Origin of the sequence: Yokenella regensburgei ATCC 49455, assembly GCF_000735455.1 — a bacterium.
GTDB lineage: Bacteria > Pseudomonadota > Gammaproteobacteria > Enterobacterales > Enterobacteriaceae > Yokenella > Yokenella regensburgei.
This window is the reverse complement of sequence record NZ_JMPS01000073.1, coordinates 39225-59936: the sequence shown is the minus strand read 5'-3', so window position 1 is coordinate 59936 and position 20712 is coordinate 39225. Positions and strand designations below refer to the sequence as shown.

Genomic DNA, 20712 nt, shown 5'->3' with positions numbered 1-20712 from the left:
GCGGAAGATATCGCGATATATCTTCCGCTTTCTTATTTCGTTAATTTAAAATATAAATAATAACCCTGTGGGGATAATAACGGCGTGGTGATTATTTACCAGCCGTTATTACATAGGGTTTTACTTGAAATCAATTCGCCTCGTGTTATATTTCAGTCCTTCATCATTGGTCTGGAGTTTTCATAATGATAAAAAACAAGAATCCATTCTTTATTCTGTACCTGAGTGGCTTGAGTATGTTGGGCTACCTGGCAACAGATATGTATTTACCCGCATTTTCAATCATGCAGGATGATTTAAATACTTCAGCTTCTGTTATTAGCGGTAGTTTAAGTATCTATCTCGGTGGTTTTGCACTTGGGCAGTTAATATGGGGGGAGCTTTCCGATAATTTAGGTCGCCGTAGAGCATTACTGATGGGGCTGCTGGTGTTTATTGTCGGCTGTATCGGTGTACTGTTCGTCGACGGTGCCGCCGGGCTGCTGTTCTGCCGCTTCCTGCAGGCTCTCGGGGTATGCGCTACCGCCGTCATCTGGCAGGCACTGGTTGTCGACCGCTATGGTTCTGAGAACGCTCATAAGGTGTTTGCCGTGGTGATGCCACTGGTTGCATTATCTCCGGCACTGGCGCCGATTATTGGTGCATGGTTAATAGGACATTATCCGTGGCGAGCTATTTTCCTGGTACTGACTGCCATTACGTTTGCATTAATTGTTTTCACCGCGTTACTGAAAAATAAAAACAAACAAAGTGCTAAAAGTAATGCCCGCAGAATTAAGCTGCCGCTGGCTGATATTTTAAGATCACGCGTCTTTATTGGTAACGTCATGATGTACTCGTCGTCTTCCGCCGCATTCTTCTGTTGGCTGGGTGGCTCGCCGTTTATTCTGACGAAAATGGGTTACGGTGCCGATGTTATCGGTTTAAGTTTTCTGCCACAGACCATTGCCTTTTTGATCGGAGGTTACGGTTGCCGAATTCTGGTGAACTATTTTGATAAGAAAACCGTATTAACCGCCTTTGTGGTTTTATTCTGTGTATCTCTGGTGGCTCTGTTTGGCATTGCGGTAGTGGGGAACCCTGCGCTGTCTATGCTGCTGGGCGTTTTCAGTCTGATGGCGATGGCGAATGCCGCTATCTTCCCACTGGTGGTAGCGAATGCGCTGGCTATCTTCCCGAACAACACCGGAAAGGCTTCGGCGCTGTTTAATGCTATTCAGCTGACAGGTTGTTTCATCGCCACGCTGCTGGTTTCTGTGCTGGTACAAAACCCGCTTATCGGGACGACATCGATGATGCTTTGCATGGTACCGATGAAACTGCTGGGGTATTACGTGGCGCATCGCGGAAAAAAATGCGCCACCAGTGAAGATAAACTGGTGGCCTGATTTTTTCTGCCCCTCGCTGTCCGGCAAGGGGCGCTGGGCTTAAAAGATACTGATGCTGTAACCGACGATAAACTTCACGTCGTTACGATCGGTTTTATAGTTGCTGTCCGTTGCCCGGAAGAGCGCCGGGAGTAGGGTAAAGGAGAGTCCTTTTGCCATGCCGTCTGCCACCAGGTAGCGGGCGGAAAGATCGAACGACACCATACTACCGTCGTACTTTCTCGCCGAACCGGTTTTACTGACATCGGTCACTACGTGCCAGCCGTAGGTTCCGGCTCCGCCCAGGGTGAGCTCCGGTAGATTGAAATCAGCAAAGTTGTAGCTCACGCCAAAACGAACCGCGTGGGCGCCGGAGACGTTAAAGTCTTCCAGCTGTGACAGCGTTGGTTGATAATCACGCTTATCGGAGTTCGCCCACGGGGTTAAGCGGAAGTTGTAATCCCCGGTGTTGGGGGCGTAGTTCTGACTGTAGCCGAGCGACCACACGGTGTTGTTGTGGCTCAGGTTAAAACCGACCCCGACGTAGTATTCCGTTGAAGGATCTTTAATCTTCGACAGATCTTCGATGTAGCGCGCGCCCTGATAGAAGAGCTTACTTTGCAGGGAGACATCTTTGGTCAAAGTATCGTTCCGTTCGACCAGCGCCTGCCAGTTGCGACGATAGCCTTTACCTTCGCCGTAGCCCACGTCGAGAACGGTATTGCCGAAGTTATAGACCGCACCCACCGTGTGAATGTAATCGATGATTTCACCGGCTTTAATAGTTTTGCCGTTGTCATCAAGCCCGGCGGCGTTGTTCTGGTGCCAGGCCGTGGTCATCGGTTTAAAATCACGGCTCCAGTCGTTCTTGAAGCGGTCGGCCCAGGCGTAGGTTAGCCGCAGTTTGTCGAGGGTCAGGGCGCTGTCAAACCCACGGAAAGCGTGGGGGTTGAGACCCCAACTGCTTTTAACGGTACCGGAGTTGATGGGGGTATAACCCGCCGCCAGCTTGAAGTTGGTACCTGCATCACCAAGATTGAGCTTGAGTGCGGCAACCGACACGCTCATGTAGGACTTCTCGCACGGGCTGAACTTGCCTGGCTGGCCACATTCGTAGTCGTAGTACAGGATCTCCGACTGACCGACGGTATGCCCGAGCTTGATGTTGGCGTTGCCCCAGAAATCAAAACCAATGACGTCTTTGTAATAGCCAGAAATATAGCTAATCGCCACGTTACCGGTCTGGTTCTGGATCCCGGCCGGACCCAATCCGTATTTACCGGTAGTAGGATCTTTGACTGCACGATGACGAATGTATAACGAGGTATTGAGGTTTAATTTGCCTTCATCATAAAACGCTTTCTCAAACTGCGAAGGCGCTTCATAATCCGTTTCTTCTTCCGCAAAGGCATTTGGGGCAATAAAAAGCAACAGCGGTGCACACAGAGAAACTCTGAGTTTATGACTTGTCATTATTATATATCTTATAAAACCCTGTATTGTAGGGCGAGGGGACGTACTACTTATTTAAAATTATTGTTATTTATTAGCTCCGGTATTTGCGTGCCATATTTCTCCAGGAGATATTCATTATGTTGCGCCGAATTAGCAATGTTACCGCTCAAAAACACCGGCAGACATTTATTATCACGCCCCAGCTTCGCGATGATTTCTGCAAACAGGCTGTGCATAATAAAGAGCCCGGTCATCGAGGAGACTGGCGCAAACGGCGTGGCATGATCCGCAAGCGACAGCACCGCATCACCGATGGGCACCTGGTTATCTATCGCGATATCGGCGCAGTCGCGCAGCTTGAGACCAGCCTTGTGCTTCGACGGCTGGGTCTCGGCATACAGGAAGCTGGTCAGCGCCAGGGTAAATGCCCCGTGCTGTTTTGCCCATAATGCCGCATCCACCGGCGCGGGATTGATCCCGGAAGTTGAAATAACGATTAATGCATCTTTACTGGTTATCGCGAACTTCTCCAGATGCTCAGCGATATAGTCATTTTGCTTTTCATAATGCGATGAAGCTGCCGCACCTTCATGTAGCATTAAAGGCTCGATAAATATCGGCCGGACTGGAGCGATGCCGCCGGCACGATAAAACATATCTTCAGCGAAAATATGTGAGTGACCACAGCCAAAAATATAAACCACGCCACCCTGGTTAATGACCTTTGCCAGTTCCCCGGCGGCGGAGGTGATTTTATGGCTTTGCTGTTGGGTAATGTCGTTAAGTTTCTTCTGGACGATATTTAAATAACTTTGAATCATTGTCATAACCAGTATCCTGACCATTGCGGTTGGTAGATTCGGTATAACGCTTCCATATAGAAGTAATCCCCCCAGAGATTACATTCATCGATGCCTTTACCAAGGGCATACGCGTAAACACCGTGTTTAAGTAAGCCTTCGCAGGCGTCGTCATCGCGGGCAGAAGCGCCGCGCATTAATGCCTGCAGAAGCTGACGCGCCAGTTTCTCGTACCCGGCATCCGGGAAGTGCTTGTGCGCTTCGAGCAGGCCGCACACGGCAATAGCCAGCGCGGAGCTGTCTTTTGGCGCCGCCGGATCATCGGCAAGCAGCAGATCCCAGGCCGGAACACCGTCCTCCGGCAGGTAGCGGAAGAAGTACTCGCAGGCCTGCTGCCAGCGCTCGTAGTGGTCGGTTTCCCCGGTGGCAGACCAGTGAAGTGGGATCCCGAGAATGGCCCACGCCTGACCGCGCGCCCAGCAGGAGTTATCGTTGTACCCCTGGAAGGTTTTCCCGTGTGAAGGCGCACCGCTTTTCGGGTCAAAATAGAAGGTATGGAAAGTGGAGCCGTCTGCACGAAAAATGTTGTTGATGACCGCTGCATAGTGGCGTTCAGCAACGATTCGATAACGCGACTCACCGCTGATCTTCGCCGCCACGTGGAGCAGGGGAAGGTTAATCAGTGAATCGATAATCAGCCGGTACTCCTGCGGGTCATTCAGCGTTCCCCAGGCCTGGATAAAACCGGCGCTGTCGTGAAAACGGTTCACCAGCAGATCGGCCGCCGCCACGATAAGCGGGGTTAACTCGTCGCGCTCCGTCAGTTTCCAGTGCGCGACCGCCGACAGGCTATAAAGGAAGCCGATATCGTGATGGTCAAGGACATGGTGTGCCGCCAGGCGCGCTTTAAAACTGGCGACGTTACGTTCAACGCCGTCCAGGTATGGCGTATCGCCGCTGAACTCCCAGGCCATGGCCTGCATTCCGGTCCAGAAACCGTTGGTCCAGTCGTTATTCTCTTTCAGGAGATAGCGATTGTTGTGCGTGCAGGCGGAGGGGAATTTCTCGCCATACAGGCCCATATTGCGCGTGATGCGCTGCACACATGCCGCCAGCGCATCCCGACAGTCGTCGGGCGTGATAGCAGGAAAAGGCAGCGGCGCGAGGCGATTCGACAGAGTCTCTTTCATGTTTTTCCCCTACAGCGTAAACACGCGCTCTTTGTACTGGCTCATCAGCGCATCGTTGTATTCTTTGCCACCGGACAGATTGATGCTGCGCATCACCGGCGGCGCGATACCTTGTTCCAGCAGCATCTCGATGCAGCGGATCACTACGTTATTGATGATGAAGGCCGCAGAAAGCGAGGACACCGGGCCGGTCATGATGTTGCCGTTATCCATACTCAGCGTGCAGTCACCGTCCGGACAGCCGTTATCAAGAATGACGTCGGCATAGTCGCGAATGCTCTCGCTCGTTGATGCCGACTCTCCGCTGTAGCGGGTGATAACAACCAGCTTCAGTCCCATCTCTTTTACCTTGCGTGCCAGCTCAACGTGCAGCGGCTTGGTGCCGGAGTTGGAGATAATCACAAAGCAGTCTGCCTCGCGCAGATCCAGCAGCCCGGAAAAGATATCGCCAATCCCTTTGAGCGAATCAAACCAGCCGGTTGGCCCATAGAACTGGTCGATGGCTTTCGTGTTGACCAGGCCACCCGCACGACCGGCCAGCTCGACCGCCGCGGCAAACGAATGGCCGGAGCCAAAACCGTGAATAATGCCGTTGGCTTTGACGCACTCGGCAAACAGCGCCGCCGCTTGCTCAACTTCAGCACTCTGAGTAAGAAATACCTGATCCAGCGTCGCTAATACATGCTGATAATACTGCTGCTGATGTGGTGACATTCCTTATCCCTTATCGGCTTTTAAAAACGTGGTGATACAGGCGTTTGGTTCTTCCGGGGTCATCTGTGCCGTGACCGCCACGCCTTTTTCCAGCAACGCGTTGATGGCAGCAATTTCAGCATCGTTAACGCTTACCGAACGCTTAATCTGGCGACGATCGTCTTTGTTGGACATATTGCCGATATTGAGCTGGGTGAGGGCAGCCCCGCAGTTCATCAGCTTCAGCGCCAGCTCCGGCGTTTTCAGCAGGATCAGCACGCGCTGACCGTCGTAGTTCCCGGCGAGGATATTGGCGCTCGCTTTCTCAAAAGAGAGGATAGAGGTGTTGCAGCCTTCCGGTGCCGCACTGCGCAGCAGCATCTTTTCGACATCGTTTGCAGCAACGGCGTCGTCAATCACCATAATGCGGTTGGCGTTGAAATGGCTTACCCAGCGGGTCGCCACCTGGCCGTGGATCAGTCGGTCGTCGACGCGGATGTGAACAATACCTTTCATAATAACTTCCTTAAATCAATGTGTTGCTTAACCGAGAATATTCAGGTTGTAGCCAACGATACCTAAAGCAATCAGGACGAAAATGACGCGAGTTGAGTTCATCTTTTTGAGCCCCAGTAGCCACCAGGTGAACCACACAACCAGCAGTGGAATAAGCCCCGGCATAATCTGGTCGGCAATGCTCTGCAGCTTGAGCGACACTTCGCCGTAGCTGAACTCGAAGTTAAGATTTGCCTTCACCACCGAGGGAATAAGCGCCCCGATGACCGTCAGTCCGAGAATGTTGGCCGCACGGGTAATTTTGTTGAGGCTGTTGGTCAAAGATCCCAGCAGGTTGACCCCTTCCTGATACCCTTTACTGATGCTAAAGCGCATAAACAACATGCGAACCAGAGCGAACAGCAGCCAGAGGATAAGCCCCACCGGGTTGCCCTGCAGCGCGAGGTATGACGCAACGGAACCGATAATGGTGGTCGGGATAACGAAGAACAACGTATCTCCGATGCCCGCCAGCGGCCCCATCAGACCGGTTTTGATCCCGGCAACGGCATCTTTACCCGCAAGCCCGGTCTGCTCTTCCAGGGCGATATTTACCCCGAGGATCCCAGGCGCCATGGTGTTGTTGGTGTTAAAGAACTGGCTGTGTACCTTAGCCGCCTCCTTCTGCTCTTCAGGCCGGGTGTATTTCTTCTGAAGGAACGGGTAGATGCTGTACAGATAGCCAAGACCCTGCATTTTTTCGTAGTTCCAGCCGGACTGGCCGAACAGGAACCAGCGCCAGAACACGCGTTTTAGTACTTTATTCATCGCCCATTGCTCCATTTGCCGGGGACTCGGTGGTTTGCGTTGCCTGTTTTTCTGAGTTGAAGACGTAAAGCGCAATCGCCAGTCCCAGCAGTGCGGCACCCAGCACCGGCACTTTCAGATAGGCCGACAGAAAGAAGCCCAGAATCAGGAATGAGATGTTCTTCTTAATCGGTAAATAACGCAGCAGGATGGCGATACCCAATGCAGGCAGTACGCCGCCAGCGACTTTCAGACCGTTCATGATGGAAGCGGGGATCCAGGTCACGACGTCATTAACGAAGGTTGCCCCGAGGATCAGCGCTAACAGCACCGGCAACATCCGCGAGAGCGAGATCGGCACCTGGCCCAGCAGGTTCATTCTTGCTGCCGCCTTCACCTGACCGTCTTCAATCAGCTTATCGGCCTTATGATGAATAAAGGTGTTGGTAAAGCGCGCGAGGATATCCAGTTGCACCATTAAGAGCCCAATCGGTACGGCAATGGTGGCACCGAACGCTGCGCCCTGGCCGCTGATGATGGCAAAGGTGGTTCCCAGCACCGCGCCGGTCATGTAGTCCGGAATCGATGCGCCGCCGAAGTTACCCACGCCCAGCACCAGCAGGTTCAGGGTGCCGCCAACAATAAGGCCGGTGGTCATGTCACCCATAATCAGCCCGGCAAAGAAGCCCGCCATGCTCGGTTTCACCAGCCCAAGCGTCGTGTTGTTGCCGTCATATATCGCCAGCCCTGAATAGAGCGTCAGTAACGCTATCTGCCAGACCGCAATGTGCTCCATTTTTTACTCGTCTCCGTCATCTGTTTGCGCGGCAAGCGCTGCTTGCTGTAAATGGTAAATACCATCACGCGCTGTTGCTATTATTTCATTCAGCGAGGCAGGAGTATGATTTTCATCAATCGCCATCGCTATTTCGAGAATTAAGTTCAAATTCATCCCAGAGAGCAGGGTGATATTATCCCACAGGTTGTTGCTGACAATAATCTCCATTGCGGAGTTATACGGCGAACCGCTTTTTAAATCAGAAAGAATAATAATGTTTGATTCTGCTGTGCTGAGGGCGGTAATTTTATCGCGAAGTTCCTGTTTAAATACGGTTATGCCTTTCTCACCATCCAGTTCAACTACATGGAGGTTAGGCTGTGCGCCGAGAATCAATTCTGTGGCCTGTCTGGCACCGCTGGCGAAACCCCCATGAGAGATTAATAATAATTGGTTCATCCTGCCCCCTTATCTGGTGTTCTTATTTCAATATAAAATGATTCTAACCGTTTCCAGGTCTCAATATATTCAATCACCTGGCCTTGCTCGTCGTGGGTATAGCGCTTCATCATGATAACGGGCTGATGATCCGCGAGCTCAAGGTGCTGCAGTACCTCTGGCGCAGCATCGGTCAGGGCGCAGATGGTCTGTCGATAGGGCATGGTGTACATATCCAGACCATTGTTAACCTTAAAGGCCTCATAGATAGAGCTGAGTGCCGAATTCTTGACCGTTAATTTACTGGCGAAATAGCGGGCCGGAATATGTGAAATCTGTAATGCATAAGGTTTGTTACTGTCAAACTTCAACCGGGCAATACGATAATATCTTTCGTCATCATTTAATCCGAGTTTTTCTTTAATACTCAGATCGTTTTCCAGTTCACAGGCGATAACTTTAACAGACTGCATGCCTTTTAAATCGTTATCTGATTCAGAAAAAATAATGCTCTCATTACGTTTGGCTTTCGACACAAAAGTGCCTTTGCCCTGATAACGAATCAGATAACCTTCATTAACCATTTCGTGAATAGCACGAATAACCGTGGCGGAACTGACGGAGTAACGTTCTTTTAATTCCGATTCACTGTAGAACTTTTCACCTGGTTTAAAGGTACCGTTCCTTATTTCATCTAACAGAGCTGCCTTTATCACCTGGTATTTTGTTGACTGTGCCGTTGCTTTCATTGTTTCGCCAGTTTCTGTTTGCATTTATTTTATTTCGTAGGCTTACGATACCCGTACCAGATTGCACGATCAACCGCCCAACGCAACTTAACCGGTTAACCTGTTAAGTTGTTTCCTGGATTGTGATGTGCTTCGCAGTTCAGAGAGGAGTGAGAAGAGGAGAAGGGCGGGAAAATTCTGTCATGTAACTTGAAAGTGTGAGCGCATTCACGTTTAATTTACATGTCTCCAACCTTATTGAAAAAGATCATGATTCTTCGCCCGCATCAGCACTGGCTGTCGCAAATCTTTGTCTGGCACGGCTCTGTGCTGTCGAAAGTCTTCTCCCGGCTGCTACTTAACTTCGCACTCTCTGTCAGCGTTATCTGGATGCTGCCCTGGTTTTCTACCCTGGGTATCAAATTCACCCTCGCGCCGTTCAGCATCCTCGGGGTCGCGATCGCCATCTTCCTTGGTTTTCGTAATAACGCCTGTTATTCGCGCTATGTAGAAGCACGCCAGCTTTGGGGGCAGCTGATGATTGCCTCCCGCTCGCTGCTACGCGAGGTGAAAAACACTCTGCCGGAAGAGAAGGCAATGGCCGATTTTGTTCATCTGCAAATTGCTTTTGCCCACAGTCTGCGCCTTACCCTACGACGCTTACCGCAGTCGGCAATTCTTGCCCGATACCTTTCGGAAAAGGATCTGGCTCAGGTCGTTACCGCCCATTCACCGGCAAACCGTATTCTGCTATTGATGGGAAACTGGCTGGCTGAGCGTCGCGCGAACGGACAGCTTTCCGATATTCTGTTTCACAGCCTGAATAACCGTCTGAACGATATGTCAGTGGTGCTGGCGGGCTGCGAGCGGATTGCCAACACGCCGATCCCGTTTGCTTACACGCTTATCCTGCACCGCACGGTGTACCTGTTTTGCATCATGCTGCCGTTCGCGCTGGTGAGCGATCTGCACTATATGACGCCGTTTGTCTCGGTGCTTATCTCGTACACTTTTATTTCACTGGATGCGCTGGCAGAGGAGTTAGAAGAACCTTTTGGCACAGAAAACAACGACCTGCCGCTGGACTCGATCTGCAACGCGATTGAGATAGATCTGCTGCAAATGAACGACCAGACGCCGGTACCTGCTAAAATGATGCCGGACAAACACTACCAACTGACCTGATGCGCGTCTTTCAGACCAGGATTAAGTTATTGTTAAGATTTTCCGGGTCTAATGGCACAGAGAACCAGAAGGAGGAGCGAGATGGAAAGACGTGAACAAAGAGTGGAGACCGTCATCACCCTGGTGCTGTTCATTTCCCTGGTGGCGACGGCCTGGGACTTATCCCTGATGCGCTGGTTACCCTAAACCCGTCTGGCAACCATAAACAGACGAGGAAACGCCAGCAGGACGGTGCCGTTTTGCTGGCGTGGGTAGGTTTCCTGCAGCCGCTTCAGATAGCGTGATAAAAATGCCTGCTGCCCGGCATCGTCGAGATGTTGCAGGTAAGGGCGAAGGCCGGTGGCGCTGAGCCAGTCGATGATGGCTTCGTGTGATGCCATCGGGTGGAAATAAGTCGTCCGCCAGATATCCACTTCACATCCCGCATTGCTCAGAATATCGTAGTAGCTTAGAACATCCGGCAACGCCTGCCTGCCACTTTCCGCAAGCTCCAGCGTTTTCGCGACCTCGCGCATCAATGTGTGCGACGGCTCCTGCCAGTTGTCGGGCATTTGTATCGCCAGAACCCCGTCCACCGCCAGATGAGCCACCAGCTTCGGTAGTAGTGCGTGGTGATCGGTTACCCACTGCAGCGAAGCATTGGCGTACAGCACATCAAGAGGTTGTTCGGGGACGAAGTTTGAAATATCCGACTCCACGAAATCGCAGTCTGGCAGAGCATGGCGGGCTTTCTCCAGCATCGCCGGAGAGTTGTCGACGCCGGTAATGCGGGCATGCGGCCAGCGGCGGTGGAGGAGTTCCGTACTGTTGCCGGGGCCGCAGCCCAAATCCGCAACATAATTCACCTCGGTTTTCGCCACGCGTGCCAGCAACTCTGCTGCCGGACGGGTACGTTCCTGCGCAAACTGCAGATAGAGCGAAGGATCCCAGTCAGCCATTTTTTACTCCCTTTTTCAGTGACAATGTCACTTTTTCATTAATTTGTGCGCATAGGCTTCAAGCTGTTTCACCACAATTCCCCAGCCTTCGTGAAAGCCCATTTCTTCGTGCTGTTTGCGCGCTTCAGCGCTGCGGTGACGGGCAATGGCGGTATAGCGGGTGGTGCCGTTTTCCGCATCTTCCAGCAGCAGTATTGCCGTCATGAACGGCTCCGGGTTCGGTTTCCAGCCTTCAGTATAGGTATCAGTAAACACGAGTTTTTTACCGTCAACCACCTCAAGCCAGACGCCATTATTTTCCATTTCGTTGCCGTCGACCTCAAACAGAGTGTTAAAGCGGCCCCCCACGCGCAGGTCGATTTCGCAATGTTTGACCCGATGCGGTAGCGGTACAAAAAACTGCTTTATATGTTCCGGCGTTGTCCAGCACTCCCACACCAGCTGGCGCGGCACATCGACAATACACTCAAGTTTCAGATCGGTTTCTGGATCCAGCATGATACTCATCATTATTACCTCAGTAGACGTACCTGAATAATTGTTAGTGGCGCATGGGGGAAAGTCAAAAAGCAGGGCACATCATGGTATTATCTCAGAATGACTCCGGTACCGTTCGACTTCACCCCTTATCTGAAATGCTGGCAGCTCACGACTGATGGCGCGGCGATCGCCACGCGCTCCAGTTCGCTCTTACCGGTCATTTATGCCGGGGAGAAGGCGATGTTGAAAGTGGCGCATACCGATGAGGAGATAATCGGATCACGATTGCTTCAGGGGTGGCAGGGCAACGGCGCGGCACGCGTATTCAGACTGGCTGACAATGCGGTTCTGCTCGAGCGCGCCACCGGAGGGAGATCGCTTGTCACGATGGTTGAACAAGGTCAGGATGCGCAGGCCAGTGTCATTATCTGCCAGACGGTCGCTCAACTTCACCATAGTCGACCTGGCGCAATCCCAGAACTCACTCCGCTAAACGTCTGGTTTGAGGCGTTACTGGCGACACCCCAGCACGGTATACTCGCGCTTTGTGCGAGCACCGCGGCACAGCTCCTGCAAAACCCGGAAGAGGAAATCGCACTGCACGGTGATATTCACCACGGCAATATTCTCGATTTTAGTGAGCGGGGTTGGCTTGCTATCGACCCCAAAGGGCTCTTTGGCGAACGCGGTTTTGACTACGCTAATCTGTTCTGTAATCCCTCTGATGTGCTGTCTGGCTCAGCAGAAAGACTCGCGTCTCAGGTCATGCTGGTGGCAAAACAGGCCCGACTGGAACCTTCCCGGTTGTTGCAGTGGATTATCGCCTGGAGTGGTCTTTCCGCCGTCTGGTTTCTTGAGGATGGTGAAACGCGGAGTGCTACCGCGCGCCTGCGCGTTGCCACAAACGCTGCCGAAAAACTAGCGCAAATGTCGTCATAACTCGGTTTTCCCTTCTTTTTGCACGATGATTTGTGAAAGCTATCAAAGAACCAATATTTCACCGCTGCTAAACCTTCTGAAAAAACCTCACTTTTTATCTTTAAAAATCAACGCACTAAATCGTTCACAAAAAACTCACATTAAATGATCAAAAAATTGAACGCCCGTGTGTTTTTTTTAACATGCGCTAGATTAAGGAAATCGCATTCCCGCCAACCAGGAACTCTAGCCCATGCGTTTTCTCTTTCCTTGTGTACTTTCAGTATGTTGCATGACCTCATCTTTACCCGCGCTCTCCAGCGCCGACCTCATTTTCCACAGTGGCAAAATTTATACCGCTGAGGATAAACAATCCCTGCAGGAAGCCATCGCTATTGAAAACGGCAAGATCCTCGCCGTGGGCGATGATAAGGATATTCTGCGGCTAAAACAGCCCGGCACCCGGGTGGTGGATTTACAGGGAAAAGTGATGATGCCGGGGCTTCTGGATGCGCACTCGCATGCCATTCGCGGCGGGTTACAGCTGCTTTCTACCGATATCGACAGCCAGATGGTAAGCATTGCTACGCTGGAAAGCATGATGCGGGAGGGGGATAAAAGCGGTAAAGCCCGGCGTGGAGACATTCTGCTGGTTAACGGCTTTCCTTCTTCGTACTGGAGTCACCTCGATGAGCTTGATAAGCATTTTAACCAGGGGGAGTGGAAAGACCGCCCCATCATTTTCGTCGCCTGGGATCAGCATACCGGCTGGGCGAATAACACGCTGCTGAAGCGCTATGGCGTAACGGCGGAGCAGGTTAAAGCGCTGAAGGGCGAGGCCGTCAACACCATTGGGCATCACCAGGACGGGACGCCGAACGGTTTTCTGGCCGATGCCGGGCTGTACAGCCTGATGGAGCGCCTGCCACCGTACAGTCAGCAAAAACTGTTGAAGGGTGCCCGGGAAGCCCTCAGTGAATATCACCGACTTGGCGTCACCGGCTGGATGGATCCTATTGCTAACGATGCACCGGGAGTGAAGTTCACCAACGCGTCGGTGGGCGTCTTGCCAATTTATCAGGCGCTGGCGGAAAAAGGCGAACTGACCGCTCACGTGGCGGCATTGATGCTCGCCCCATCAAAAGCGACCCCGCGCGATCTCGACGAGCTGGATAAAGTCCGCCAGCGTTATCTGAATGTCCCGAATTTAACAATTCCGGGTATCAAAGTGTTTGCCGACGGGGTGGCGGAATACCCGGCGCAAACGGCCGCGATGCTGGAGCCGTATCGTAATACCGGTAAATACGGTGAACTGCTGCTGGATCCGGCAACCTTCGGCAAGCTGGTGACGGCGGCGGATAAGCGCGGCTGGCTGGTACATATTCACGCGATTGGTGACCGGGCGGTACGCGCGTCGCTCGACGGCATAGAAGAAGCCCGAAAAGCGGGCGACAGCCAGATCCCACACTCTATTACCCATATGCAGACCGTCAACCCACAAGATTTCCCGCGATTTAAGTCGCTGGGGGTGATTGCCGTGATGCAGCTGTTCTGGGCGGCGGCCGATCCCAACTCTGTCGATTTGTTTAAACCTTATGTCAGCACCACCGCCTTTGAAAATCAGTACCCGGTGCACTCGATGATTGCCGATGGCGCGGTGATTGCGGGCGCCAGCGACTGGCCGGTCAGCACGCCAAGCCCGTGGAAAGCCATCTATCAGGGGATGACCCGCAAAGGGCCGGAAGGTGTGCTGGATCCTGCAGAAAAGCTGGATCGGATGGACCTGTTCCAGGCGTACACCATTAATGCCGCCAAAGCGATGCGTCTCGATAAGCAAATCGGCTCGCTGGAAAAAGGGAAACAAGCGGACCTGGTGATCCTCGATCGCGATATTTTTACCGTTTCACCCGAAGCCCTACGTGATACCCAAGTCATCAAAACCTACTTCGCGGGACAGGAAGTCTATACCGCGCCACAACCACATAATAAGGAAGCAAAAAATGAAAGTTTATGAGTTCAGAAGTGAACAGCAGTCTGCCCATGCGTTAGGTAAAGCCATCGGTGAGCGCTGGGCGAAGGAGATCCAGCACACCACCGCGCTGTACCTGGATTTCTTCTCCCGTACCGGTATCGATACCAGAGAGGTCAGAAGGATCGGGGAAGACAGCCTATCGGCGCTTGAAGCCTGGTGTCCGCACCTGGCAAGCGAAGTGATTGCCACTGCCGCTGGTGCCGGGTTGCCGACCTGGCAGCTGGCGAGCCTCAATGCGCGTACCGAGATTATGGCCATCATGCCGGCCTCTCAGGAGGGCGAGTGTTCCACTGCTATCTATGCGCCTGCGGGTAGCGCCGCGCCGCAGACCATTCAGACCTGGGACTGGCACGACAGCCTGACGCCACACGGCCTGATGCTGCAGTTTATCGCCCGCACGGGATTTAACGTAAAACTGTTCACCGAGTTTGGCATCCTGGGGAAAATTGGCGTGAATAGCGCCGGAATTGGCCTGCATTTCAACATTCTGCATCACGAAAGCGACAACGGCAGCGGCGGGGTGCCGGTGCATGCTATCGCCCGGCGTATTCTCGAAGAGGCCAGCAGCGTGCAGCAGGCCATCGACATCGCCAGAAGCGCGGCCGTCAGCGCCTCGACGGTGCTGAGCGTGTTTTCGGCCGAAGATGCACCGCTGCGGGCCGCCAGCATTGAAATGTGCCCGGCACGCGTGGCGGTGGTGCCACCGAATCAGAACAGCTGGCTGCTGCATACCAACCATTTCCTGGCCCCGGAGCTGGAACCCGGCGAGCGGACGCCGGATGTCTCGACCACCTATGAGCGACTGGCGCATGTGCGGGCGACGCAGCACAGCATGGAGAACCGTCCTGCGCGGCAGAGAGCCGCCGCCATGTGCGGCATGGCGGGAAGTGAAGCGCCCATTTGCTTCATTCCGGATATGTCTTTACCCGATACGGAACGCTGGGAAACGCTGTTGACCATCGCGATAGATTGCAGGAGCGGCGAGCTCGAATACGCCGCCGGTCACCCGCAATACTTCGCCGACAACGGATCCATCCATTTCTGAAGAGAGCCAGCCATGTCTCAATCATCCTCTCAGGTGTCGTCTCTGACGGCACTTAAGACCTTCTGCGTTTCGGGGCTGGGAACTGCCCTCGAATTTTATGATTTCATTATTTATGGCACGGCTGCTGCATTAGTGTTTCCTCAAGTGTTTTTCCCGGAAATCGACCGCCTGATGGGGACATTGATTTCCCTCAGCGCCTTTGGCGCGGGCTTCCTCGCGCGTCCCGTCGGGGGGATCCTGTTTGGTCATTTCGGTGATAAGTTCAGCCGTAAAAAGGTGCTGATGACCACCATGACCCTGATGGGCGCCAGTACATTTATGATTGGCTGCCTGCCGGGACACGCCACGCTCGGCATTATGGCCCCAGTGCTGCTGGTTCTCCTGCGCCTGCTGCAGGGCCTGGCCGCCGGAGGGGAATGGGGCGGCGCCGCGCTGTTTGGCATTGAATCCGCGCCAAAGGGTCGCCGGGGGCTGTGGGGTAGTTTTACCAGCATGGGGATAGGTATTGGCGGGATCTTCGGTTCTGCGGTCTTCGGTATGGTCAGCCTCGCCTCGGGGGGGAATCTGGCGGAGTTTGCCTGGCGTATCCCGTTCTGGCTGGGCGGCGTGCTGGTGCTGTTCGGGCTGTATGCCAGGATGCGTAACATGACCGACGATGTACAGAAAGGCCCCAAACACGATACCTTTCCGATTGTCGCCGCCTGGCGCCAGCGCCCGCGCGAACTGTTGCTGTGCACCGGGATTGCCTTCGGTTATGTCACCATCGCCTATATTGGCAGTACCTTCTTTCTGGCCTACGCCACGCAGCTGGGTTACAGCAATAACACCGCGCTGCTGTTCGACATTATGACCTCGGTCACCATTATTCTTTCAGCCCCGCTGTTTGGCCATCTGTCGGACAAGTACGGGCGGCGTAACGTGATGGTATTTGGCGGCTTTATCATGGCCATCGGCTTCTTTATCTTCTTCCCGGTGGTTCGCACGATGCACGTGACAATGTCACTTATTGCCTATGCGATGATCGGGACGCTGATGGGGGCGACGCAGGGGCCTATCCCGGCATTTCTTGGCGAGCAGTTCCCACAGGAGATGCGCTATTCAGGAATTTCGGCAAGCTACCAGATTGGTGCAGCGCTGGGAGGGGGGACCGCGTCCAGTATCGCCACCTCGATTCTTATCATGAGTAACCAGAATCCGACCGGGGTAGCGATTTATGGCGCACTGGCGCTGGCATTACTCGCCTGGTGTACGCGTCAGCTGCGCGAAACCTCCCACCTCAGCATGGAGGAGATTGATAACGCGCCGCCGCTGACAAGAAGCACCTCTTCATGGTGGTTACGTAAAACCTCGAAGGACAAAGCGCTGTAATTCACCGCCACCGATAATGCTGTGGTTATGGCGCGTTATCACGTAACCACGGCGTCACGGTGACGCCCGCCAGCAGGCCTTCCGGGCTCAGCAGGCGGGTTACCGTTTGCCCCCAGGGCTCCTCGCGGGCCGCCACCAGTAGCACATAACCCTTATTCAGCAGCGCCTGGGTCGCCAGCGTGATATCCCTGACTTCAAACTCTATCCACGCCTGCGGCCGCGGGTGAGAATCCGGCCACTGCGCCTGCCCGAAGCAGGATTCAGCCGCCTGACTGAGCGGCCAGAGCGCGAAGTGCTTAACGCCGCCCAGCGCATCGTGCCCGGTAAGCAGATAGTCGGGGTTGCCATCCATCGCTTTCAGCGGCAGTCCCAGAGCCTCTTTGTAAAAAGCGCTACTGGCCTGCGTACTCTGCGTAATCGGGCCAAAGCCGGCGACAAACATGACATCAATACCTGATAATTCCGGGGCCATACTTCCTCCTGAGACGTGATGAATGTTCTGAGCAATAAACCACGGTGTATCTTAATCATAGTGACTGTACAATTTCTTTATAGAAATGATTGTGTTATGGATAGTAAAAGTCAGCTAAAGGAGACGGAAAGTGATTGAAACCCCACGTTTAATCTTACGCCAGTGGCAGGAGAGCGATCTCGAACCCTTCGCCGGGCTTAACGCCGATCCCGAGGTGATGAAGTATTTCCCTGCCACGCTGAACCGAGAAGAGAGTGACCAGCTCGTCCACCGCTTCAAAACCATCGTGGCGCAAAATCAGGGCTGGGGGTTTTGGGCGGTGGAGCACAAGGAGAGCGGGGATTTTATTGGCGGCGTTGGATTGTTGTCTCAGCCGGACCGTTTCGCCTTTTCCCCCTGTACGGAGATTGGCTGGCGTTTACAGAAACGTTACTGGCACCAGGGCCTGGCGCGTGAAGCGGCAGAAGCTGCGCTCAACTATGCCTTCACAACCCTGAAACTCGCGGAAGTGGTGTCCTTTACCTCTATCCACAACGCGCCGTCGGAAACGCTGATGCAAAGACTGGGATTCCAGCGGCAGGGGACATTTCTCCATCCGGCGCTACCGGAGCAGCACCCTCTGGCGCTGCACGTGTTGTATAAAATGCGTGTTCAACAGTCAGTGCATTCATGAGCACAGCTCATAAGTCCTAATCACGTTGAGCGACTAATACTCCAGGCGTAGCGGCGCTACACTTTAGCCATTCCCTCATAAGCCTGGAGTTAACCCTGATGAAAATTATTCGTAACGCGACCGTTGCTTCTGCCAAAGGCCCGGAAGCGTATTTTACCGGACAGGTACGTATTGATTCGCCGTTCAGCACCACACCGCCTGCACGGGTGGGCGGCGCAACGGTAACGTTTGAACCCGGCGCCCGCACCGCATGGCATACGCATCCGCTGGGACAAACCCTGATTGTTGTCCACGGGCAGGGGTGGATCCAATGTGAGGGCGAAGAGAAGCAGACCATCAATCAGGGAGACACGGTGTGGATCCCGGAGGATGTTCGTCACTGGCATGGCGCAACGGCCTCGACCGCGATGACTCACATCGCGATTGCAGAATCCCTCAACGGCAGCCCGGTCACCTGGCTTGAAAAAGTCAGCGACGAAGATTTTTTGCGCTAGTCCGCCTTCGTTGAACGCCGGACCTTCAACCGGCCAGCCAGTTTGAGCTGGGCGGGGGCATCTTCGGCACGGCAGAGATATTCCACCGCCAGACGGCCAAGCTCACCGTAAGGGAGCTGAACGCTGGTCAGCGGTGGGTTCAGCTGCTCGGAGATCTTCTGGTCGTCGTAACCGGCTACCAGCATCGATTCCGGTACCTGAACCCCACGGGTCGACAGCGCCTGGTAACAGCCGATAGTCAGCCAGTCGCTGGCGCAGAATATCGCATCCGGTCGTTCTGCAAGCGCCAGCAGCGAAAGGGTGGCCTGATAGGATTCATTAAACTGCCAGTTAGTTTGCTGAACCCACTCATCGCGGGGGGGAATGCCGAACTGCTCCAGCGCAGCCTGATAACCTGCCAGCCGCTGACGAGTGGCCTCCATCCAGCTTTCACCGGTGATGTGGGCAATGCGCGTGGCACCTTGTTGAATAAGATGCTTCGTCACCTGGTAGGCGTTAGCAAAGTCATCCGGGATAAATGACGGCAACAGCGGGTTATTCGGATCCTGCTGGTTTAAGAGCACCAGTGGGATGGCGGTACAGTCGAGAAATGCCGTCATATCCACAAGAGTCGTTACCGGAGAGGCGAGGATCAGCCCCACACAATTACGTTTTTCCAGCTGGCGAATGATGTTCAGCGCCAGCTCGGCATCATCACCGTATTCATAGAGCGTCAGCAAAATTTCATTACGCCACGCCGCTTCCCGCGCCTGGCTAATGGCGTCGATAAACGGATCGTAACTTTGCAGGGAACTTACCAGCAGGGCAATTTCTTCCTGATTACGCGGAGTATGAACGCCGGGAAGACGCTCATAGCCAAGCTCGGTGGCAATAGCAATCACCCGCTGGCGGGTCTCTTCACTGAGTTTGATATTGCGGGACTCATTGAGCACCAGGGAGACGGTGGCCTGTGAGACCCCCGCACTGCGCGCAATATCATTCATCGTGACCTTGCTCTTCCGCTTCATACTTCCTCACCTTTAAGGCTTATCTTAGCCACATCATACTCTGCATTACTAAAAACCACACAGAGATAAGGCTGTGTTAACAGTCACAATTTTTGGTCATTGCTGATGTTCTTTGTGATTGCTATCGCTTTTCACCACAAAGGTGTTTGCTCATTTCATCACCAACTAATAATTATTAGCTAATCATTATCAGTGAGGGCAAGTAATGAAAAAACAGTGGAGTCGGGAGCAGGCACAGGCGTGGTATCAGCAGCAAGGCTGGCTGTGCGGTTTTAACTATCTACCATCAACGGCGGTGAACTGGACGGATATCTGGCAACAGGAGACCTTCGATGCGCCAACCATCGAACGCGAACTGGGCTGGGCGGCAAAAGCAGGTTATAACAGTCTGCGCATTAACCTGCCGTTTATCGTCTGGGAGGCCGATCGCGACGGACTGATTCAGCGTATTAACCAGTTTTTGACGATTGCCGACCGCTATGGCATTCGGACCATGCTGACGCTGATGGATGACTGCGGTTTTTCCGGCGATGAACCGTACCTGGGTCCGCAAAAGGCACCCGTGCCGGGCAAACACAACAGCCAGGCGGCGGCGAGCCCGGGCAGGGCAAAGGTCTGTAATCGGGACGACTGGCCGCAGATCGAGCGCTACGTGCGCGACATCGTTCGCGAGTTTCGTACCGACTCGCGCGTATTGCTGTGGGATCTGTATAACGAGCCGGGCAACCGCGGTATTTTCGCGACCGGTACCGTTGAAGTACAGTACGACGAAAAGCTGGAGCGCTACGCCCACGAATTGATGCAGAACGCCTTCGAATGGGTGCGGGATGAGGATCCACAACAGCCGTTAACCGTCTGTGCCTGGCGTTTGCCGCCGGAACAGGAGGATGAGGTGTTCTACCAGCACCCGCTGGATCAGACGGCGCTGGCGCTTTCCGACGTCATCAGCTTCCATGCCTACACCAATACCGCACGTATGGTGGCGATTATTCACCAGCTGGAGCAACTGGGGAGGCCGCTGTTCTGCACCGAATGGCTGGCCCGTCACGTGGGCAGCACCATTGAGGAGCAGCTACCGCTGATGCACGCCGCCAACGTCGCACCCTATCAGTGGGGCCTGGTACGGGGTAAAACGCAGACCTGGCTGCCGTGGCCGGTGGTCATGGTGAATTCTCCGGATTACTGCCGCCTGTGGTTCCACGACGTCTTCGAAGAGAACGGGATCCCATTCTCGCGGGCTGAAATGGCACTGGTGGGTAAACTTAGCCGGATTGGTCTGCACCCGGCACGTTGATAATAACATTAATAACCGGAAATCCGGCAGTGCGCTGCCGGATCTGCGGAAGGTA

General features: G+C 53.7%; 22 protein-coding genes. 9 read left to right on the top strand and 13 right to left on the bottom strand.

The window, feature by feature from the left end:
- Positions 1 to 185 precede the first annotated feature (185 nt).
- Positions 186 to 1388 (top strand): purine nucleoside transporter PunC, encoded by a 1203-nt coding sequence (gene punC, locus GYRE_RS18885; protein WP_038257538.1) that lies wholly within the window; start codon positions 186 to 188, stop codon positions 1386 to 1388.
- A 39-nt stretch (positions 1389 to 1427) separates the two neighbouring features.
- Here punC and GYRE_RS18880 read toward each other — a convergent pair whose 3' ends face one another.
- The 9 genes from GYRE_RS18880 to GYRE_RS18840 are packed head-to-tail and all read right to left on the bottom strand — an operon-like array spanning position 1428 to position 8796.
- On the bottom strand, positions 1428 to 2840 hold the full coding sequence (locus GYRE_RS18880) for an OprD family outer membrane porin (RefSeq protein ID WP_006820007.1): 1413 nt from the start codon (positions 2838 to 2840) through the stop codon (positions 1428 to 1430).
- Between the two features lie 50 nt (positions 2841 to 2890).
- On the bottom strand, positions 2891 to 3667 hold the full coding sequence (locus GYRE_RS18875) for an SIS domain-containing protein (protein WP_245939517.1): 777 nt from the start codon (positions 3665 to 3667) through the stop codon (positions 2891 to 2893).
- Complete coding sequence (locus GYRE_RS18870; RefSeq protein ID WP_038257534.1) at positions 3646 to 4812, bottom strand: glycoside hydrolase family 88 protein; 1167 nt, start codon at positions 4810 to 4812, stop codon at positions 3646 to 3648. The genes GYRE_RS18875 and GYRE_RS18870 overlap by 22 nt, the downstream gene beginning before the upstream one ends.
- A 9-nt stretch (positions 4813 to 4821) precedes the next feature.
- Complete coding sequence (locus GYRE_RS18865) at positions 4822 to 5526, bottom strand: sugar isomerase domain-containing protein (protein WP_038257532.1); 705 nt, start codon at positions 5524 to 5526, stop codon at positions 4822 to 4824.
- A 3-nt stretch (positions 5527 to 5529) separates the two neighbouring features.
- On the bottom strand, positions 5530 to 6021 hold the full coding sequence (locus tag GYRE_RS18860; protein ID WP_006820011.1) for a PTS sugar transporter subunit IIB: 492 nt from the start codon (positions 6019 to 6021) through the stop codon (positions 5530 to 5532).
- A gap of 27 nt (positions 6022 to 6048) precedes the next feature.
- Positions 6049 to 6828 (bottom strand): PTS system mannose/fructose/sorbose family transporter subunit IID, encoded by a 780-nt coding sequence (locus GYRE_RS18855; RefSeq protein ID WP_038257530.1) that lies wholly within the window; start codon positions 6826 to 6828, stop codon positions 6049 to 6051.
- Positions 6821 to 7603, bottom strand: a complete 783-nt coding sequence (locus GYRE_RS18850) for a PTS mannose/fructose/sorbose/N-acetylgalactosamine transporter subunit IIC (RefSeq protein ID WP_006820013.1) — start codon at positions 7601 to 7603, stop codon at positions 6821 to 6823. The genes GYRE_RS18855 and GYRE_RS18850 overlap by 8 nt, the downstream gene beginning before the upstream one ends.
- A 3-nt stretch (positions 7604 to 7606) precedes the next feature.
- On the bottom strand, positions 7607 to 8044 hold the full coding sequence (locus tag GYRE_RS18845) for a PTS sugar transporter subunit IIA (RefSeq protein WP_038257528.1): 438 nt from the start codon (positions 8042 to 8044) through the stop codon (positions 7607 to 7609).
- The gene (locus GYRE_RS18840; protein ID WP_244922347.1) at positions 8041 to 8796 is read right to left on the bottom strand and encodes a GntR family transcriptional regulator; all 756 of its coding nucleotides are present in this window, start codon (positions 8794 to 8796) and stop codon (positions 8041 to 8043) included. Before GYRE_RS18840 ends, GYRE_RS18845 begins: the two co-directional genes overlap by 4 nt.
- Before the next feature lie 225 nt (positions 8797 to 9021).
- Between GYRE_RS18840 and GYRE_RS18835 the strand changes: the two genes are divergently transcribed.
- Positions 9022 to 9936 carry a bestrophin family protein gene (locus GYRE_RS18835; protein WP_038257524.1) on the top strand — a complete coding sequence of 305 codons (915 nt, stop codon included), beginning with the start codon at positions 9022 to 9024 and terminating at the stop codon, positions 9934 to 9936.
- A 182-nt stretch (positions 9937 to 10118) separates the two neighbouring features.
- Here the strand turns inward: GYRE_RS18835 and tam are convergent, their stop codons facing one another.
- Together tam and GYRE_RS18825 are read right to left on the bottom strand one after the other, a co-directional pair.
- Positions 10119 to 10874 (bottom strand): trans-aconitate 2-methyltransferase, encoded by a 756-nt coding sequence (gene tam / locus GYRE_RS18830; protein WP_038257522.1) that lies wholly within the window; start codon positions 10872 to 10874, stop codon positions 10119 to 10121.
- A 27-nt stretch (positions 10875 to 10901) separates the two neighbouring features.
- Positions 10902 to 11375 carry an SRPBCC family protein gene (locus GYRE_RS18825; RefSeq protein ID WP_038257593.1) on the bottom strand — a complete coding sequence of 158 codons (474 nt, stop codon included), beginning with the start codon at positions 11373 to 11375 and terminating at the stop codon, positions 10902 to 10904.
- A 96-nt stretch (positions 11376 to 11471) separates the two neighbouring features.
- Between GYRE_RS18825 and GYRE_RS18820 the strand changes: the two genes are divergently transcribed.
- The 4 genes from GYRE_RS18820 to GYRE_RS18805 all read left to right on the top strand — a co-directional run bounded on the left by GYRE_RS18820 (position 11472) and on the right by GYRE_RS18805 (position 16717).
- Positions 11472 to 12293, top strand: a complete 822-nt coding sequence (locus GYRE_RS18820; RefSeq protein WP_038257520.1) for an aminoglycoside phosphotransferase family protein — start codon at positions 11472 to 11474, stop codon at positions 12291 to 12293.
- 271 nt (positions 12294 to 12564) lie between these two features.
- Positions 12565 to 14286 carry an amidohydrolase gene (locus tag GYRE_RS18815; protein ID WP_006820021.1) on the top strand — a complete coding sequence of 574 codons (1722 nt, stop codon included), beginning with the start codon at positions 12565 to 12567 and terminating at the stop codon, positions 14284 to 14286.
- Entirely contained in the window at positions 14273 to 15349 is a 1077-nt protein-coding gene (locus GYRE_RS18810) for a C45 family autoproteolytic acyltransferase/hydrolase (RefSeq protein WP_038257518.1), read from the top strand. The genes GYRE_RS18815 and GYRE_RS18810 overlap by 14 nt, the downstream gene beginning before the upstream one ends.
- Positions 15350 to 15361: 12 nt before the next feature.
- On the top strand, positions 15362 to 16717 hold the full coding sequence (locus GYRE_RS18805) for an MFS transporter (RefSeq protein WP_038257516.1): 1356 nt from the start codon (positions 15362 to 15364) through the stop codon (positions 16715 to 16717).
- 25 nt (positions 16718 to 16742) lie between these two features.
- Here GYRE_RS18805 and GYRE_RS18800 read toward each other — a convergent pair whose 3' ends face one another.
- Complete coding sequence (locus GYRE_RS18800; protein WP_038257514.1) at positions 16743 to 17189, bottom strand: VOC family protein; 447 nt, start codon at positions 17187 to 17189, stop codon at positions 16743 to 16745.
- 130 nt (positions 17190 to 17319) lie between these two features.
- Here GYRE_RS18800 and GYRE_RS18795 point away from each other — a divergent pair, with 130 nt between their 5' ends.
- Positions 17320 to 17862 (top strand): GNAT family N-acetyltransferase, encoded by a 543-nt coding sequence (locus GYRE_RS18795; protein ID WP_038257512.1) that lies wholly within the window; start codon positions 17320 to 17322, stop codon positions 17860 to 17862.
- Positions 17863 to 17960: 98 nt separating this feature from the next.
- Positions 17961 to 18356 (top strand): (R)-mandelonitrile lyase, encoded by a 396-nt coding sequence (locus GYRE_RS18790; protein ID WP_006820026.1) that lies wholly within the window; start codon positions 17961 to 17963, stop codon positions 18354 to 18356.
- Here GYRE_RS18790 and GYRE_RS18785 read toward each other — a convergent pair.
- Positions 18353 to 19363 carry a LacI family DNA-binding transcriptional regulator gene (locus tag GYRE_RS18785; protein ID WP_038257508.1) on the bottom strand — a complete coding sequence of 337 codons (1011 nt, stop codon included), beginning with the start codon at positions 19361 to 19363 and terminating at the stop codon, positions 18353 to 18355. The genes GYRE_RS18790 and GYRE_RS18785 overlap by 4 nt on opposite strands.
- A 205-nt stretch (positions 19364 to 19568) precedes the next feature.
- Here GYRE_RS18785 and GYRE_RS18780 point away from each other — a divergent pair, with 205 nt between their 5' ends.
- Positions 19569 to 20657 (top strand): cellulase family glycosylhydrolase, encoded by a 1089-nt coding sequence (locus tag GYRE_RS18780; protein WP_038257505.1) that lies wholly within the window; start codon positions 19569 to 19571, stop codon positions 20655 to 20657.
- Positions 20658 to 20712: the final 55 nt, after the last annotated feature.